Genomic DNA, 15,444 nt, shown 5'->3' with positions numbered 1-15,444 from the left:
GAGCCCGCTCGATCGGGTCCAGCCGGCCGCCGCCTGAAACCGGGCGAGCGCCCGTAGGTTTATCTTTTATTCGGAATTTCATAATGAAACCCTCGCTTTTCGTGGTGGGGCTGCCGCTTGTTATCGGCAGCTGCGCATCTACGCTTCCTCCCGACGTGGTGGCATCTTCCGCCGCAGTCGAACAGCCGTCGCCGCGCCCGGTCGCATATCAGTCGCCGGTCTCGGACTATGTTGCCAGGCAGCCCGTCGATCCAAAGCCGTGGCGAAGACAGAATGATCTGCAGTCTCCCGCGAAAGGAGACGCCTCATGATCGGCCTCATAAAATTTGCGGCCGTGCTGGCGTTCCCGCTGACTCTGAGCGGCTGTGTGACGGGCGCCGAATATTCCAGCAAGCAAGCAGGCTTCGCTTCCGTTGCCGACAAGACCGCGATCGCGACCATGAAGCAAACCGTCTGGATCCAGAACCAAAACCAGGCCCGGTCGGCCGCCGCGCAAGTCAGAAGCCTGCTCGCGCAAAAGAAGCCCCTCGACGTCGAGACGGCCGTCCAGATCGCCCTGCTCAATAACAGGGGCCTCCAGGCCGCCTATGCCGATCTCGGCGACAGCGCGGCCGACGCCTGGCAGTCGACAATGTTCATCAATCCGACCGTCTCCATCGGCACGACGGGCCTGGGAACGCCGGAACTGGAAGCGTTCAAGACCATCGAGGGGATGATCACCACGAACATCCTGGCGCTCGTAACGAAGAACCGAGACATGGCGATCGCCGACGCCCGTTTCAGGCAGGCGCAGTTGACCGCGGCGGTAAGAACGCTCCAGGTCGCCGCCGATACGCGGCGTGCCTGGATCGGGGCGGTGGCTGCCTGGGAGAACGTCGGGCAGCTTCAGCGCGCTCAGGCCACCGCGGACGCGGCGTCCGAGCTCGCGGAGAAGCTCGGTGAGACAGGCGCAATGACCAAGGGCGCCCAGGCGCGGGAACACGTGTTCGTCGCCGAATTGGCGGGAGAGACCGCCAAGGCTCGCTTGGCTGCTCGTCTCGCCAAGGAGGAACTGACGCGGCTGATGGGTCTCTGGGGATCCGACCTGGACTATCAGGTTCCGAATAGCCTACCGCCACTGCCCAGGTCCGTGGTTAGGCGCGACGCCATCGAGGCCGAGGCCCTGAGGAACCGCATCGACCTTCAGGTGGCGAAGCTCGAACTGGAGGCGACGGCCAGGTCCTACGGACTCACCGAAGCGACGCGCTATGTAACCGATCTCGAAATCCTGACCGGCTTTGAGACGGAACGGGAAATCGAGGACGACGAGAAAAAGACCAGAACGACCGGCCAGGTCGAGCTGGAATTCGTGATCCCGATCTTCGACACCGGCAAGGCGCGGATGCGCAAGGCTGAGCTGGCCTATATGCGGGCGGCCAACCAGCTCGCGGAGAAGGCCGTCAATGTCCGTTCGGAAGCACGTTCGGCATACGAGGCGTACCGCTCGAACTACGACATCGCGCGCCACTACCGCAACAATGTCGTGCCGCTGCGCACCAAGGTCGAAGAGGAATCCCTGCTGACCTACAACGGCATGATCACCAATACGTTCGAGCTGCTCACCGACACGCGCGAAAAGATCAACTCCATCCTGCTTTCCGTCAACGCCAAGCGTGATTTCTGGCTCGCGGAAGCCAATCTCGCGCCTGCGATCTACGGCGGCGGTGCGACCAACGCGTCGGCAGAGAGCGAGGTCGCCGCTGCTTCCGAAGGCAGCGGTGGCGGCCATTGAGAAAGGAAACCATCATGTTCAACAGACGACAACTGTTCGGTGCGAGTGCGGCCCTGCTGGCGGCCGGCGCCTGGACGAAGACCTCGGCGATGGGCCTGCCCGAGGCCCCGACGATGGAATCGGCGGACATGCAGCCGCCGCTTCACCCGACCTCCGGCCCGGACTACCAGCCGGTCGTCACCCTCAACGGCTGGACCCTGCCCCACCGGATGAACAACGGCGTCAAGGAGTTCCACCTCGTCGCCGAGCCGGTCGAACGCGAGATGGCCGACGGCATGACCGCATATCTTTGGGGGTATAACGGCCAATCTCCGGGTCCGACGATCGAGGCGGTCGAAGGTGACCGGGTGCGCATTTTCGTCACCAATAAGCTGCCGGAACACACGACGATCCACTGGCACGGCATGATACTGCCGTCGGGCATGGACGGCGTCGGCGGGTTGACCCAACCGCACATCCCTGTTGGCAAGACTTACGTTTACGAGTTCGACCTCGTGAAATCGGGCACCTTTATGTACCACCCGCATTCCGACGAGATGGTGCAGATGGCCATGGGCATGATGGGCTTCTTCGTCGTTCATCCCAAGGACCCTGCGTTCATGCGCGTCGACCGCGACTTCGTCTTCCTGCTCAACGCCTACGACATCGATCCCGGCTCCTACGTGCCGCGCGTCATGGAAATGACCGACTTCAACATGTGGTGCTGGAACAGCCGCGTGTTTCCAGACATCAGCCCGCTCGTCGTTTCCAGGAACGACAGGGTGCGGGTGCGGGTCGGCAACCTCACCATGACGAACCATCCAATCCACATGCATGGCTACGACTTCGAGGTGACATGCACGGACGGCGGCTGGGTGCGACCGGAAGCACGTTGGCCGGAGGTGAGCATCGACATCCCCGTCGGCGCGATGCGTGCCTACGAGTTCGACGCCAAATACCTGGGTGACTGGGCGATCCACTGCCACAAGTCGCACCACACGATGAACGCCATGGGCCATGACATCCCGACCTTCATCGGCACTGATAAGTCGAAGGTTGCCGAGAAGATCAGGAAGCTTCAGCCGGACTACATGCCCATGGGCACCAAGGGCATGGCCGACATGGGCGAAATGGAAATGCCCATTCCCGAGAACACCGTCCCGATGATGACCGGCTGGGGGCCGCATGGCCCGATCGAGATGGGCGGCATGTTCTCGGTCGTGAAGGTCCGCGAAGGCATCGCAGCGGACGATTACTCGGATCCGGGCTGGTACGAGAACCCGCCCGGGACGCAGGCCTGGGAGTGGACCGGCGAGCTGCCGGACGCGACCAAGGCCAAAGACGCGAAGACGCAAATCACGCCGAAGCCGACAAACGGCTGAGGCTCAATCTCCCACATCAAAAAGGATCTACACATGAAGAACTATGTACTGGCACTGGCGCTCGCGGCGCTCGCAACTCCCGCCCTCGCCTCGGGCAACCACGCCGGCGGCCATGGTGAAAAAATGGCGGTCGGAGAGCCTGGGGACAAGGCCAAGGCGACGCAGACGATCCGCGTCACGATGAAGGAAACCGACGACGGCAAGATGGTATTCACGCCGGCCGTCTTCAACGTCCGCAAGGGACAGACGGTCAAGATCGCGATCAAGAATGCCGGAACCGTCGACCATGAGTTCGTCCTCGATCAGGAAGACAAGATCCTGGAGCACAAGAAGGTCATGGAGAAGTTCCCGGAAATGGAACATGACGATCCGAACTCGATCCGCCTTTCAGCCGGCCAGTCCGGTGAGATCGTCTGGAAGTTCACCACCGACGGTGAGTTCAAGTTCGCCTGCCTGATCCCCGGTCATTACGAAGCCGGCATGCACGGCGACGTCAGTGTCGCCGGCAAGTAACCCTCAATAAAGGAGCCATGAACATGAAATCCGCAGTGATCAAGATCGGCGTCGCCGCCCTCATTTCCGTGGGCGCTGCGTTCAGCGCCTTCGCCCAGGAATTCACGAAGGGCGTCGTCAACAAGATCGACGCCAAGGCCAAGAAGGTCACCATCAAGCACGAGGACCTGAAGAACCTCGACATGCCTGCGATGACGATGGTCTTCCGCGTCGAGGACCCGGCCTTGCTGGAAAAGCTGAAGGAAGGCTCGGACATCGAGTTCGTTGCCGAACGCGTGAATGGCAAGCTGACCGTCACCGAAGTAAAATAGCCAGCTCCTGCCGCCCGGATCCATCCGGGCGGCAGGACATCGAGGAGTGGAGACGATGTACAGGAGAAACTTCATCGCTATGGCGGCGTCCGCGCTGGCGTTTCCCGGCGGATCGGTCCTCGCCGCCGCGCCGGCGAAGATGACGGTCTACAAGGATCCGAACTGCGGTTGCTGTCATCAATGGTCGAAGGCGATGGCCGCGGCGGGATTCTCCGTCGACGCCCGGGACACCGACGACCTTGCCGCGGTCAAGGCGCGGCTGGGCGTGCCTGCCGAGCTGGAGGGCTGCCACACCGCCGTCGTCGACGAATACTACCTGGAGGGACACGTGCCGCTCGAGGCCGTGCAGCGGCTGCTGGGGGAGCGGCCGCCGCTCCGAGGGCTCGCCGTGCCCGGCATGCCGCCCGGCTCGCTGGGAATGGGCGACGACCCGCAGGCCTCCTACGACGTCTACGCGATCCCCATAGGGACCGGAGCGCCATACTTGTTCATGGAGGTCCGTCCCCGTAAGGGCTGAGACCTTCGACCAACCAGGCACCGGGCTGCCCGATCAGGAGACCGGAGCGTTGCACACCGCCGCCCAGAGATCGTGCTTCCAGTCGGCTCCTGGCCGCGCCGAAACGTCGACCGCATAATCGGCGGAATTGATCCGCACCGTGGCGGGCGAAACGCAGCGAACGCTCGCCTTGTGCCGCCCTCCGTCCCGATAGAGCACCGCCCCGCCACCGTCGAATTCCGACAGGGTGATGACGACATCGAAATCGAAGGCGGGATTGCGGGAGACCGTGCCCTCCGCCAGACTGAGACTGACCGACCGGCTGCCACCGAACGAAGCGGTGTGGAAGATCGCAAGCTCAGAGGCCGCCGATATCGGTGCGGACTGTGCGATGAGGATCAAGGACACAAGGACTCGGCGCATTTACCCCTCCCGCGGAGAATGCAACACGATCCTATCATATCCTCGGAGGCTCTGCGACTATTTGCAGAGCCTCCGAGCCGATCCGCCGGATCCGCTAGGGCCGCATGAACGCCTGGATTTCCTCGGTCGTGACCTTGCCGTCCTTGTTCGAATCCACCGCGTCGAAAATGCGCTTGTGAACGGCCGTCACCTCCTCGAAGGACAGCGCGCCGTCCCCGTCCGTGTCGGCGACTGCGAACATGATCTTCATCATGTGTCCGCGCATCGCCATCATCGGCATGCCGGACGGCATCATCGTGTTTCGCCCCATCATTCCCTGCATCATGTCCATCCCACCAGGCATGGCTTCCTGGCCCTGCCGTGCCGTTCCGTCGGCAGCGTCGGACGGCGAGGCCTCCTGGCCCGACGTCGCGGGATGATGCGGATCGGCATCGTTCGTCTGCGCAAGCGCGAGACCAGCCCCAGCTGCCGCGATCAGCGCGGCCAGCACAATCACCTTCTGCAGTCTCGTCGTCATGTCAGTTCTCCTTTTGCATGACCTTCTCTACCTGCGTCTTCCTCCTGCGCAGGACAGGCACTCATCCATCGTGTCTCGGCCTAGTCTAGCGACGAACGGCGCAGGCGCAGGGAGTTGGCGATGACGCTGACGGAAGACAGCGCCATGGCGGCGGCCGCAATGATCGGCGAGAGCAGCAGCCCCAGGGCCGGATAGAGCACGCCTGCCGCCACGGGCACGCCTGCTGCGTTGTATATGAAAGCGAAGAACAGGTTCTGGCGGATGTTTCTCATGGTAGCATGGCTGAGCTTGCGGGCTCTCGCGATGCCCTGAAGGTCTCCCTTTAGCAGCGTAACGCCCGCGCTCTCGATCGCGACGTCAGTTCCTGTGCCCATGGCGACGCCGACGTCGGCGGCGGCGAGCGCCGGGGCGTCGTTGACCCCGTCGCCGGCCATCGCAACGACGCGACCTTCCGATCGAAGTCTGGCGACTACCTTGCCCTTATCCTCGGGCAGGATCTCCGCCTCGACGTCGTCGATGCCGAGCCTTCTCGCCACCGCCTGCGCCGTCGTCCTGTTGTCGCCGGTCAGCATGACGACGCGGATGTTCTCCTCCTTCAGCGAGCGCAGCGCCTGGGGCGTCGTCGCCTTGATCGGATCGGCGATGGCGACAAGACCGCGAACTTTGCCGTCGATCGCGACGTAGATCACCGTCGCGCCCTCGCCGCGCAGCGTCTCTGCCTCCGCCGCGAGCGACGACAGGTCGACTCCCGCTTCGGCCATGATTCTATGGCTGCCGATGACGAGATTCCGGCCATCGACCGTTCCGGTGACGCCCTTGCCGACAGGGCTGTCGAACTCGCGGGCCTCGCCGAGGGCAAGGCCTCTCTCCTGCGCCGCGGCGACGATGGCCGCGGCAAGTGGGTGTTCGCTGGCACGCTCGAGCGTCGCGGCCAGCCGCAGAAGTTCCGCTTCGTCGAATCCTTCGATCGCCTTCAGCGCGGTCACCTTCGGTCGGCCCTCCGTCAACGTCCCGGTCTTGTCGACCACCAGCGTGTCGATCTTTTCAAAGCGCTCCAGCGCCTCGGCATTCTTGATGAGGACACCCATTCGCGCACCGCGGCCGACGCCCACCATGATCGACATCGGCGTCGCCAGTCCGAGGGCGCATGGGCAGGCGATAATCAGCACGGCGACGGCGGCGACGAGGCCGTGGGCGAATCGTGGCTCCGGTCCCCAGACGCCCCAGCCGACGAAGGCTGCGACCGCGATCAGGATCACCGCCGGGACGAACCAGCCCGATACCTGGTCGGCAAGTCGCTGAATCGGCGCGCGGGAGCGCTGGGCCTCGGCCACCATGCGAACAATCTGCGAGAGCATCGTGTCGCGCCCGACCTTGCCGGCCCTCATCACGAAACCGCCGCTCTGGTTCATCGTGCCGCCGATCAGCTTCGCGCCGATCTCCTTCGTCACCGGCATGGATTCGCCGGTGATCATGGATTCGTCGACGGAGCTCCGGCCCTCAACGAGCTCGCCATCAACAGGGACCTTCTCGCCCGGCCGGACGCGCAGGCGATCCCCGACCACGACGGCGTCGAGCCCGACGTCCTCGTCCGAGCCGTCATGCCTGATGCGGCGGGCCGTCTTCGGCGCGAGGTCCAGCAGCGCCCGGATCGCGCCGCCGGTCTGCTCTCGCGCCCTCAGTTCCAGAACCTGGCCGAGCAGCACCAGCACGGTGATCACCGCGGCCGCTTCGAAATAGATCGAGACCGAACCGTCGGCGGCGCGGAACGTATCCGGAAAGATGTTCGGCGCCGCCGTGGCGACGACGCTGTAGATCCATGCCACGCCCGTTCCCATCGCGATCAGCGTGAACATGTTGAGGCTGCGGTTGACGATCGAGGCCCATGCCCGCTCAAAGAACGGCCATCCCGCCCAGAGCACGACCGGCGTCGCCAGAGCAAGCTGAATCCAGTTGGAGAGCTTGGCACCGAGCACCATGTGCAAGTTGGTGAGATGGCCGCCCATCTCGAGTGCGAGGACGGGCAACGACAAGGCGAGCCCGATCCAGAACCGCCGGGTCATATCGACGAGCTCGGCGCTCCGCCCGGTCTCCTTCGTCGTGATCTCCGGCTCGAGCGTCATGCCGCATATCGGACAAGTGCCGGGACCAACCTGCCGGATCTGCGGATGCATCGGACAAGTATAGATCACGCTCTCCGGAGCCTCCGGCGGCCTAGTAGCCGCTTGCGTGGCCGCCCACTGCTCTTCGTGATGGTGATGGCCGGCATGGGTATGGACTGCATGGACGTTGTGGTCAGTCATGGACAGCTCCTCCGCGATGGCTTCCAGCCGCATCGGTTCCGTGGCCAAACCTCGGAAGGAACCGGGGAACTGCTCGGGCATAAGCTTCCCACGCGGCTCCGAACTCGGCGCGCGAGGCCTCCTCCTCCCGCTTCGCCAGGCGTACGTAGACCCAGACCAGCACCGGGAACATGGCTAGCGTCACCAGCGTCGGCCACTGCAAAAGGAATCCTATCATGATGACGACGAAGGCGTCGTATTGCGGGTGCCGGACGCGGGCGTACGGTCCCGTGGTCGCCAGACGATGCTCGCGCTGGGCGGCGTAGAGCACGTGCCAGCTCGAGGCGAGCAGCCAGAAGCCGGCGACGATCAGAATGTTGCTCGCGAAGTGGAATGGCCCGAAATGCGGGTTGACCCGCCAGCCGAACATCATCTCCAGCAGATGGCCGGCGTCATGCGACCAGAAGTCGACGCCGGGAAACTGCCGACCGAGCCAGCCCGACAGCAGATATATGGTCAGCGGGAATCCGTACATCTCGGTGAAGAGCGCGACGACGAATGCGGAGAAGGCGCCGAGCGAGCGCCAGTCCCGCTTGGTCTCGAGTCTCGTGAAGCTCGCGGCGAAGACGATGAACACCACGGAATTGATGATCACCAGGGTCCAGAGCCCGTAGGCCGGGGCGTCAGACATCTTCTTTCTCCTTCGGCTTGTGCGGCATCATGCGCGCACCGTGACCCCAATGATGATGGCCGGAATGGCCGCCGTGCCCGTGATGCATGAACAGATGCATGAGCGGGCAGGCGAGGATGAGGAGCCAGGGCAGGATGCCGAGGACGTGGACGCGGTGCTCGTAGGCGATAAGCGCAAGAGCGATTACGGTGAAGGCGATGAAGACGCTCCGGCTGTAGCTACTCCATGCCGATGGTGAATGGTTGTCGTTCATGACGATGTCTCTTTCGAATGAGTTCGGGTAAGGCCTCGCGTTCCGGGGAACGCGTCAGCCGATGCCGTCATAGATGACGTAGGCCATCATGCCCGTCGCCATGTGGTACAGGTGATGGCAGTGGAACGGCCAGCGGCCGGGATTGTCGGCGTCGAAAGCCAGCACGACGCTTGCCATCGGCGGCAGCAGGACGGTGTCCCTGACCGCACCCGCAACCGGGGTTCCGTTAATGGCGACCACCTGGAAATGGTGCCCGTGCAGATGCATCGGATGCGCCATCATCGACCTGTTGGCGATCGCCACCTCGATCCGCTCGCCGCGCTTCACGACGAGACCGTCCGCGCCGTCGATCGCCCAGTCATAGGCGGCCATGTCGCCCGTCAGCGAGAGTTCGAAACGGCGGTCTGCCGCACGCGAGGCAAAGGGAGTGACGGGACGCAGCCGCTGTTCGAGATCGAACCCGAGAACTGGTCCCATCGCATCGGCCTCCACAGCAATCTTGCGGACGGCCGCGCCCGCGGTGGCTAAGATGATGCCCGCACGTTCCGCGGCTCCCTCGCGCAGGGCGAGGACGGGAAACGCGCCTGCCTCCCCCGGCAGACTCAGCCGGATATCGAGGCGCTGGCCCATGGCGACGGGAAAGGATGTCCCGGTGACTGGCGCCACGCCCTGTCCATCGACGGCGACCAGCTCTGCAGAAAGGTGTCCAGTGTCGACGGTGAAGGCGGTCGCCGTCGCGCCGTTGATGATCCGCAGGCGGACACGGCCGCCCTTGTCGACCCTCACGACCTCGGGATCGTCGAGCGTGCGGTCGTTGGCGAGATAGGCGTCGTAATCGATGTCGTTGAGGTCGATGGCCCCCGCCCCCGGCATCGCCATGCCTGCCATGTCGCTGCCGGACATCATGTGCTGCAGGCCGGACATGCCCTTCATCGAACCGTGGGCCATGGGCATGGCACCGGGCGCAGCATTCCCTTTCAATTTCGCCAGCAGCTCCTCCGCCGATTGGAAGGAGAAGTCGTGCAGCAGGACGACGACCTCCTGCTCGTCCCGTTTCCCGTCGTCTGCGGTCCGCACGACAAGCGGGGCGGCGAGCAGGTTCTGCTCCTGCAGCGTATGGGCGTGCATCCAGTGCGTGCCGCCCGCACCGACCGGAAAGGTGTAGCGGCGGGTTTCGAAAGGCTTGAGAAGCGCCGCCGGATTGTCCGGCACCCCGTCTGCCGCCCAGGGCGGCGTCAGCCCGTGCCAGTGGATCAGCGTGGGTTGATCGATGGCGCTGGATAAGGCGACGTCGAATTCGGTTCCGGCGTCGAGCGTCAGACCGGGCGTTCCATCCGGACCGACCAGGCCGAAGACGCGGGCGGATCTACCCCTGACTTCGATGGACCGGTAACCAACGGACAAGCTGCGCGGCTTGGGAGATGGCTTGGCGGCGGCTTCCTGCGCCAGGCTGCGCATGGGACGAAAGGCGACCGATGTGCCGAGCGCGGCTGCGCCGACCATCAGGCCGTTGAGAAATTCACGACGTTTCATTGCAGTTGGTCCTTGTTTCCAGGTCTTGGGCATCCGGGAAAATGCCCGTGAAACGACCGGATGCCGCGACGAAGACGGCCTCCGGAATCCTCAGACCGGACGACGAGGAGGACCGAGCGTCGGTGACGGCGCCAGACCGCTGCCGGTCTGGTCGCTCCATGAAAAACGAAAAAAGAAACCCGTGGCCGTGGGAGCTTCCGTCCGCTGGATGGCGGACAGGACGACGCAGAAGCCGCACTGGACGGTGCAGCAGGACTTGTGGTCGGAAGTGTGAAAGCCGCCTTGAGGCGTGAGGTGAGCGTCGTCGTTCAGGACGAACGAATGCTCCAGGTTGGTCTGTCCGTGAGCCGGACGCTCATGGCACTGCATCGCCTGCGCGCCTGCCGTAGGCGCAAGCAGAACCGCGAGTGCGACCAGGAAGGCCAGCGCTGCGTTCATCCATGCGAATCTGCGGCGGTCGACGGTCATGTGCGCGGCTCCGCTCCCTCTCAGCCGAGCCGCCGGCTGATGAAATTGAAGATCGCAGCGATCGATGCCCCTGCATAGCCGCCGAAGATGACGCTTTGAAGGAGGCCCAGCGCCAGGCTTCGAAGATCGAAGCCCGTCAGGCCGAGATAGAACTGCAGCCACGGCCTATGAAGACCCCAATCGGGCGCGACGAAGCCGAGCAGCATACATAGCAGGAACGAGATGGCGGCGAAGACGGCGAGCGTCGCACCCAACACGGGCACCGAAACATGCGACGGCATCGCTGGAGAGCTTGCAGGTTGACCATGAAGAACAGTGTTTGCCATCGAGCGATCCTCCACAGGCCGAGTTTATACCATGTCAACACCGCAATTATCTGCCCACCCGTCGTAAACCTCTTTGATTCAAGTCAAATTCCGGCGGCCATAGTTAGGCCGGCGCGCCTGAAGCCTTCGCATCGATAATCTGCCTATAGGTCCAGCGTCGAGTTTGTCGCTGAAAGTGCGTAAACGGCAACCGGTCACCGCAGTGCTATTGCCATTTCTTGTCGCCCGGATCGTGCGCGCGGCGCCCCGACCGCCCGACCGCATCCCCGCAGAAGCACTGATGCCCTGCATCGGGTTTCCCCTGTCGATTATACGCTGCAAGTCTCTCGAAAGTATTGCGCGTCAGGGAAGTCCGGCCTTGCGGAAGCCGTCGACGAAATGCTCAAGTGTCGCGGGATCGCGGAAGGGCTCCGTCATCGCCCAGTGAGCTGTCGAAAAATCCGGGTTGGCGACAAGGAAGAGTGCGGTCTCCGCCCGCGCCTCGTCGAGCTGGCCGAGTTGTGCCAGACTTGCCGCCAGGAAACGACGGGAGCTTGTGCGATAGGTTTCGTCGCGGCGCAGCGTCTCGACAGCGGCGCCATATTGCCCAGCCGCGTATTGCGCCTGGCCGAGGATCAAATAATACCAGCTCGCCGGAAAGGGATTCAGCCGGAACGCCTTGCGGACATGCTCGAGGCCCTCCTCAATCCGCCCGGCGAGGACCGTGATGTCGGATAATGCGGCAAAGGTGTCCGCCTCGTTCGGGTCGAGTTCGATTGCTTTGGCGAATTGCGCATCCGCCTCGGCGAAATCGCGCTCATAGGCAAGCAGGTAGGCCAGGACCCATCTGCAGCCGGCATCGTTGGGATCGATGGCAACAGCCTTGCGCGCCAATTGCAAAGCAATGCCGCGGGTCGATTCCGCCGGTCCGCCGCTATGGACCCATCCCATCCAGTGGTTCATGGCTAGCCAGCGATGGGCCTCGGCATAGTCGGGGTCGAGGGAGATCGCGCGCGTCAGCATCAGATGCGCTTCCTCCGCCGCCTGCGGGGCATCGTCCATCAGTTTGCGCGCCCGCACGCAGAGATCGTAAGCCTCGAGGTTCTTCGGCCGATTGCGCGGCGGCGGCGGTGCGCGCAGCCGGCCGAGCAGCGCCTCGACGATCCTGCCCGTCACCTCGTCCTGAAGAGCGAAAATATCGTCCAGGCTGCGATCGAAACGTTCCGCCCAGAGGTGATCGCCGCTGACCGTGTCGATCAGCTTGGCGTTGATGCGCACGCGCCCGGCGGCGCGCCTTGCGCTGCCCTCCAGCAGATAGCGCACGCCGAGCGCCTCGGCGATCTCTCGCACGTCCATCGCCCTGCCCTTGTAGGCGAAGGCCGAGTTGCGGGCGATGACGAACAGGCCGGGCATTCTGGAGAGGTCGGTGATCAGGTCTTCGGTCAGCCCGTCCACGAAGGATTCCTGCTCGCGGTCGCTGCCGATATTCAAAAAGGGCAGGACAGCAATCGACGGCTTGTCAGGCAGCGGCAAGGTTTTTCGCCTCACGCCGCTGAGCCGATGGACGGCTCCCGTGAAGCGGTAGCCGACACGCGGAACCGTCGCAATCCATTCGCCGCCGCCGGCGGACGAACCAAGCAGCTTGCGCAACTGCGCGATCTGGACCGTGAGGTTGCCTTCCTCGACCGCGATGCCTGGCCAGGCCGCGTCCATCAGCTCGGTCTTGGCGACGATGTCGCCGGCTCGCCCGACAAGCGCCACAAGCAGCTTCAGCCCGCGGTGGCTAACGGCAACGGGATCATCGTTCCGAAGGAGTGTTCCCGCATCCGGATCAAGCACGAACGGGCCAAAGGCAAAATGGGATCCCTGCATGTCGTGGACCTATAGTCCGTTTGGAAGTTTTTGAGAACATTTTGGCGAGGCTTAATTACGCCGCTCCCCCTATCCCGCAGAATTTCATCCTCTTTCAGGCCAGGCGGCGCCCTTCAGACCATACCGACTGTCGAGGATATCAGCATGACGAGTGCAAGTACGACGTCACCGCAAGAGGATCAGCTCCCACTGGCCGCGATGGCGGGCATCATTGCAACGGTCACGGTGTTTGCCGTGGCGCAGGGACTGACCTATCCGCTGCTGAGCTTTATCCTGGAACGGCAGGGACTGACGTCAGGGCTCATAGGCCTGTCGGCAGCGATGACGCCGCTGGGTTTCATCTCATCGGCGCCCGTCATTCCGGCGCTTTCGCGACGCCTGGGCGGGGTGCGGCTTGCTATCCTCTGTTCGATCCTGGCCGCCCTCATCCTGCTTGCGATTGGCTGGATCCAGCACGCCTGGGTCTGGATGCCGCTGCGCTTCCTGCTCGGCTTCTTTGCCAATCCCCTCTACGTTATCAGCGAAACCTGGCTGATCTCGATCACGCCGGCGGCACGCCGCGGCCGGATCATGGGCCTCTACTCATCGATCGTTTCGGCTGGTTTCGCCGTCGGCCCGCTATCCCTCGGCGTCGTCGGAACGGAAGGCTGGCCGCCCTTCATCATCGGCGTTACGGCCTTCCTTGCCTGCGGCCTGATCGTGCTTGCCGTTGCTCCCCGCCTGCCTGACATGCCTGGCGAAGGCGAGGCAATGTCGGTCGGTGGCTTCTTCGCGCTGGCGCCGCTGCTGCTCTTTGCGGTTTTCGCTGCCGCCGCCTTCGAACAGATCCTGCTTTCGCTGTTCGCGGTCTATGGCGCAGCCCTGGGCAGCGCCGAGGGGCGCATTGCTTCACTCATCACCTGTTTCGTTGCCGGCAATGCGATGCTGCAGATCCTGCTTGGGCACGCGGCCGAACGGTTCGGTGCGACGCGCACGATGTTATTCTGCGTCCTGGCTTGCCTCACCGGCTGCCTGCTGCTGGCGCCGCTCTTTACCACATGGCTCATCTGGCCGCTGGTATTCGTCTGGGGCGGCGTCTCGTTCGGACTCTACACCACGTCACTGATCCAGCTCGGCGAGCGTTTCACCGGCCGGCCCCTGATCGCCGGCAATGCGGCCTTCGCCTTCACATGGGGCATTGGCGGCATGGCGGCCTCACCAGCAGCCGGATTGGCGATGCAACTGATCGGGCATCACGGGTTGGCCTTGTCACTCGGACTGCTTAGCGCTGCCCTCGCGATACTCCTCATCTCAGATCTGAACAGGACGCGGTAATGCTTTAAATATGCATTATGTTTCCGCTATTCGATTCCGTTGAGCCCTGCCCTTGAACAGGCGTATCTCGCAATATATAACGTGTTATATAACATTTAATCGAAATGGCGAGGTCGGCATGATCGAAGATGTGGTCCGAACGCTCGGCTTTCTGTGTCTGGGAAGCCGCCTGCGGCGCATCGGGGAACGATTGCAGGCTGATACACAGCAGATCATCGACGAGGCCGAACTCGGCATTCAAGCCGGTCAGTATCCGTTCCTGGCGGCGATCGACCGGGCCGGGCCGCTGACCATCGGCGAGCTCGCCCAGTCGGTGGGCATCACCCAACCCGGCGCGACGCGGACGATCGGCCAGCTTCTTGAACTCGGCTTCGTCGATATGCAGCCGGCACCGGACGATCAGCGCCGCAGACTGGTGTCTCTGACCGACAAGGGACAGGAACTCGTCGATTATTCGAAGGCGACGATCTGGCCGCGCGTCGCGGCTGCCGTTGCGGATCTCTGCGGCGATCTCGACGGGCCGATCCTCGAACAGCTCGCCGCCATCGAGGACGGGCTGGCGGCGATGCCGCTCAAACGCCGGCGCACCGCTGCCGCACCGCGCGTCCTTTCAGACGCCGAAGAGGAGGAAGGACGATGAAACATGTGCTCGACAGGCCGATCTGGACCGCGCTGCAGACCGCGCATGCCGATCTCGCCGAAGGCGGCAAGTACGCACGGCGATACCCGCCGTCCATCGTCCCCTTCGCCGCCTCCGCGGACGATACGCCGGAAAGCCTCGATGCCCTGGAGAAGCTGCCGTCGCGGCAGGAGCGCATGTTTCTCGTCGAGGCTGGACCAATCGCGGTTCCGCCAGGTCTTAGCATAATCATGGAGGCGCCGGTGACCCAGATGATTGCCGGGCGGCCTCACGAGAAAATTTCCGATCCTCGCATCCAGCCGCTGACGGAGGCTGATGCCGCCGATATGCTTGACTTGGCAACCCTGACCAAACCGGGCCCGTTCACCTTGCGCGCCCAGAGCCTTGGCCGCTTCTGGGGGATAAGGCATGAGGGTCGTCTGGTGGCGATGGCCGGTCAGCGCATGCGACAGCCGGGCTTTATCGAGCTCAGCGGGCTTTGTACCCATCCCGCTTTCCAAGGACGCGGCCTCGGCACCTTGCTCTTCCGCTTCGTTGCCGGCGAAATCGCATCCAGCGGCGACGTGGCCTATCTGCATGCCTATTCAGCGAACACATCGGCCGTTGCGCTCTACAAGGCGCAAGGCTTCGTGGTTCGGTCGGAAATGAACATGCGCGTGGTCAAACGTCGCCCCTGATTGTTGCCCTGCCCGAT

General features: G+C 63.6%; 18 protein-coding genes. 9 read left to right on the top strand and 9 right to left on the bottom strand.

Annotation, left to right across the window (positions count from 1 at the left end):
• The first annotated feature begins 83 nt into the window (after positions 1 to 83).
• The 6 genes from J0663_RS31320 to J0663_RS20125 are packed head-to-tail and all read left to right on the top strand — an operon-like array spanning position 84 to position 4,473.
• Positions 84 to 311 (top strand): hypothetical protein, encoded by a 228-nt coding sequence (locus J0663_RS31320; RefSeq protein ID WP_246590327.1) that lies wholly within the window; start codon positions 84 to 86, stop codon positions 309 to 311.
• Entirely contained in the window at positions 308 to 1,771 is a 1,464-nt protein-coding gene (locus J0663_RS20145) for a TolC family protein (RefSeq protein WP_207242127.1), read from the top strand. Before J0663_RS31320 ends, J0663_RS20145 begins: the two co-directional genes overlap by 4 nt.
• A gap of 14 nt (positions 1,772 to 1,785) precedes the next feature.
• The gene (locus J0663_RS20140; RefSeq protein WP_207242126.1) at positions 1,786 to 3,132 is read left to right on the top strand and encodes a multicopper oxidase family protein; all 1,347 of its coding nucleotides are present in this window, start codon (positions 1,786 to 1,788) and stop codon (positions 3,130 to 3,132) included.
• Positions 3,133 to 3,165: 33 nt separating this feature from the next.
• Positions 3,166 to 3,645 (top strand): cupredoxin domain-containing protein, encoded by a 480-nt coding sequence (locus tag J0663_RS20135; RefSeq protein WP_207242125.1) that lies wholly within the window; start codon positions 3,166 to 3,168, stop codon positions 3,643 to 3,645.
• 23 nt (positions 3,646 to 3,668) lie between these two features.
• Positions 3,669 to 3,956 (top strand): copper-binding protein, encoded by a 288-nt coding sequence (locus J0663_RS20130; protein ID WP_207242124.1) that lies wholly within the window; start codon positions 3,669 to 3,671, stop codon positions 3,954 to 3,956.
• Positions 3,957 to 4,011: 55 nt separating this feature from the next.
• Positions 4,012 to 4,473, top strand: a complete 462-nt coding sequence (locus tag J0663_RS20125; protein ID WP_207242123.1) for a DUF411 domain-containing protein — start codon at positions 4,012 to 4,014, stop codon at positions 4,471 to 4,473.
• A gap of 33 nt (positions 4,474 to 4,506) precedes the next feature.
• Here the strand turns inward: J0663_RS20125 and J0663_RS20120 are convergent, their stop codons facing one another.
• The 9 genes from J0663_RS20120 to J0663_RS20080 form a co-directional block, all read right to left on the bottom strand.
• Complete coding sequence (locus tag J0663_RS20120; protein WP_207242122.1) at positions 4,507 to 4,875, bottom strand: hypothetical protein; 369 nt, start codon at positions 4,873 to 4,875, stop codon at positions 4,507 to 4,509.
• A gap of 94 nt (positions 4,876 to 4,969) precedes the next feature.
• Complete coding sequence (locus tag J0663_RS20115) at positions 4,970 to 5,392, bottom strand: EF-hand domain-containing protein (protein ID WP_207242121.1); 423 nt, start codon at positions 5,390 to 5,392, stop codon at positions 4,970 to 4,972.
• 80 nt (positions 5,393 to 5,472) lie between these two features.
• Positions 5,473 to 7,695 carry a copper-transporting P-type ATPase gene (locus J0663_RS20110; RefSeq protein WP_207242120.1) on the bottom strand — a complete coding sequence of 741 codons (2,223 nt, stop codon included), beginning with the start codon at positions 7,693 to 7,695 and terminating at the stop codon, positions 5,473 to 5,475.
• Positions 7,688 to 8,365 (bottom strand): methyltransferase family protein, encoded by a 678-nt coding sequence (locus J0663_RS20105; protein WP_207242119.1) that lies wholly within the window; start codon positions 8,363 to 8,365, stop codon positions 7,688 to 7,690. The genes J0663_RS20110 and J0663_RS20105 overlap by 8 nt, the downstream gene beginning before the upstream one ends.
• Positions 8,358 to 8,618 carry a DUF2933 domain-containing protein gene (locus tag J0663_RS20100; RefSeq protein ID WP_207242118.1) on the bottom strand — a complete coding sequence of 87 codons (261 nt, stop codon included), beginning with the start codon at positions 8,616 to 8,618 and terminating at the stop codon, positions 8,358 to 8,360. The genes J0663_RS20105 and J0663_RS20100 overlap by 8 nt, the downstream gene beginning before the upstream one ends.
• A 54-nt stretch (positions 8,619 to 8,672) precedes the next feature.
• The gene (locus J0663_RS20095) at positions 8,673 to 10,151 is read right to left on the bottom strand and encodes a multicopper oxidase family protein (protein ID WP_207242117.1); all 1,479 of its coding nucleotides are present in this window, start codon (positions 10,149 to 10,151) and stop codon (positions 8,673 to 8,675) included.
• Between the two features lie 90 nt (positions 10,152 to 10,241).
• Positions 10,242 to 10,619, bottom strand: a complete 378-nt coding sequence (locus tag J0663_RS20090; protein ID WP_207242116.1) for a hypothetical protein — start codon at positions 10,617 to 10,619, stop codon at positions 10,242 to 10,244.
• A gap of 20 nt (positions 10,620 to 10,639) precedes the next feature.
• Positions 10,640 to 10,945 carry a hypothetical protein gene (locus J0663_RS20085; protein WP_207242115.1) on the bottom strand — a complete coding sequence of 102 codons (306 nt, stop codon included), beginning with the start codon at positions 10,943 to 10,945 and terminating at the stop codon, positions 10,640 to 10,642.
• Between the two features lie 342 nt (positions 10,946 to 11,287).
• Entirely contained in the window at positions 11,288 to 12,796 is a 1,509-nt protein-coding gene (locus tag J0663_RS20080; RefSeq protein WP_207242114.1) for a winged helix-turn-helix domain-containing tetratricopeptide repeat protein, read from the bottom strand.
• 144 nt (positions 12,797 to 12,940) lie between these two features.
• Between J0663_RS20080 and J0663_RS20075 the strand changes: the two genes are divergently transcribed.
• The 3 genes from J0663_RS20075 (at position 12,941) to J0663_RS20065 (ending at position 15,427) form a co-directional block, all read left to right on the top strand.
• Positions 12,941 to 14,110: an MFS transporter gene (locus tag J0663_RS20075; RefSeq protein ID WP_207242113.1), complete on the top strand. Its 1,170-nt coding sequence runs from the start codon at positions 12,941 to 12,943 to the stop codon at positions 14,108 to 14,110.
• A gap of 118 nt (positions 14,111 to 14,228) precedes the next feature.
• Positions 14,229 to 14,750, top strand: coding sequence for a MarR family winged helix-turn-helix transcriptional regulator (locus tag J0663_RS20070; protein ID WP_207242112.1), 522 nt, complete (start codon positions 14,229 to 14,231; stop codon positions 14,748 to 14,750).
• A complete protein-coding gene (locus J0663_RS20065; RefSeq protein ID WP_207242111.1) occupies positions 14,747 to 15,427 on the top strand; it encodes a GNAT family N-acetyltransferase in 681 nt (226 codons plus the stop codon). The genes J0663_RS20070 and J0663_RS20065 overlap by 4 nt, the downstream gene beginning before the upstream one ends.
• Positions 15,428 to 15,444 lie beyond the last annotated feature (17 nt).

The organism is Rhizobium lentis (assembly GCF_017352135.1).
In the GTDB taxonomy this organism is placed as follows: domain Bacteria; phylum Pseudomonadota; class Alphaproteobacteria; order Rhizobiales; family Rhizobiaceae; genus Rhizobium; species Rhizobium lentis.
Note: the sequence above shows the minus strand (reverse complement) of the source record. Positions and strands in the feature narration are given on the sequence as shown.

Excerpts from the sequence above, each read along its gene's own strand:
- J0663_RS31320 (WP_246590327.1), top strand. The coding sequence starts at position 84 with ATGAAACCCTCGCTTTTCGTGGTGGGGCTGCCGCTTGTTATCGGCAGC.
- J0663_RS20145 (WP_207242127.1), top strand. The coding sequence starts at position 308 with ATGATCGGCCTCATAAAATTTGCGGCCGTGCTGGCGTTCCCGCTGACT.
- J0663_RS20140 (WP_207242126.1), top strand. The coding sequence starts at position 1,786 with ATGTTCAACAGACGACAACTGTTCGGTGCGAGTGCGGCCCTGCTGGCG.
- J0663_RS20135 (WP_207242125.1), top strand. The coding sequence starts at position 3,166 with ATGAAGAACTATGTACTGGCACTGGCGCTCGCGGCGCTCGCAACTCCC.
- J0663_RS20130 (WP_207242124.1), top strand. The coding sequence starts at position 3,669 with ATGAAATCCGCAGTGATCAAGATCGGCGTCGCCGCCCTCATTTCCGTG.
- J0663_RS20125 (WP_207242123.1), top strand. The coding sequence starts at position 4,012 with ATGTACAGGAGAAACTTCATCGCTATGGCGGCGTCCGCGCTGGCGTTT.
- J0663_RS20120 (WP_207242122.1), bottom strand. The coding sequence starts at position 4,875 with ATGCGCCGAGTCCTTGTGTCCTTGATCCTCATCGCACAGTCCGCACCG.
- J0663_RS20115 (WP_207242121.1), bottom strand. The coding sequence starts at position 5,392 with ATGACGACGAGACTGCAGAAGGTGATTGTGCTGGCCGCGCTGATCGCG.
- J0663_RS20110 (WP_207242120.1), bottom strand. The coding sequence starts at position 7,695 with ATGACTGACCACAACGTCCATGCAGTCCATACCCATGCCGGCCATCAC.
- J0663_RS20105 (WP_207242119.1), bottom strand. The coding sequence starts at position 8,365 with ATGTCTGACGCCCCGGCCTACGGGCTCTGGACCCTGGTGATCATCAAT.
- J0663_RS20100 (WP_207242118.1), bottom strand. The coding sequence starts at position 8,618 with ATGAACGACAACCATTCACCATCGGCATGGAGTAGCTACAGCCGGAGC.
- J0663_RS20095 (WP_207242117.1), bottom strand. The coding sequence starts at position 10,151 with ATGAAACGTCGTGAATTTCTCAACGGCCTGATGGTCGGCGCAGCCGCG.
- J0663_RS20090 (WP_207242116.1), bottom strand. The coding sequence starts at position 10,619 with ATGACCGTCGACCGCCGCAGATTCGCATGGATGAACGCAGCGCTGGCC.
- J0663_RS20085 (WP_207242115.1), bottom strand. The coding sequence starts at position 10,945 with ATGGCAAACACTGTTCTTCATGGTCAACCTGCAAGCTCTCCAGCGATG.
- J0663_RS20080 (WP_207242114.1), bottom strand. The coding sequence starts at position 12,796 with ATGCAGGGATCCCATTTTGCCTTTGGCCCGTTCGTGCTTGATCCGGAT.
- J0663_RS20075 (WP_207242113.1), top strand. The coding sequence starts at position 12,941 with ATGACGAGTGCAAGTACGACGTCACCGCAAGAGGATCAGCTCCCACTG.
- J0663_RS20070 (WP_207242112.1), top strand. The coding sequence starts at position 14,229 with ATGATCGAAGATGTGGTCCGAACGCTCGGCTTTCTGTGTCTGGGAAGC.
- J0663_RS20065 (WP_207242111.1), top strand. The coding sequence starts at position 14,747 with ATGAAACATGTGCTCGACAGGCCGATCTGGACCGCGCTGCAGACCGCG.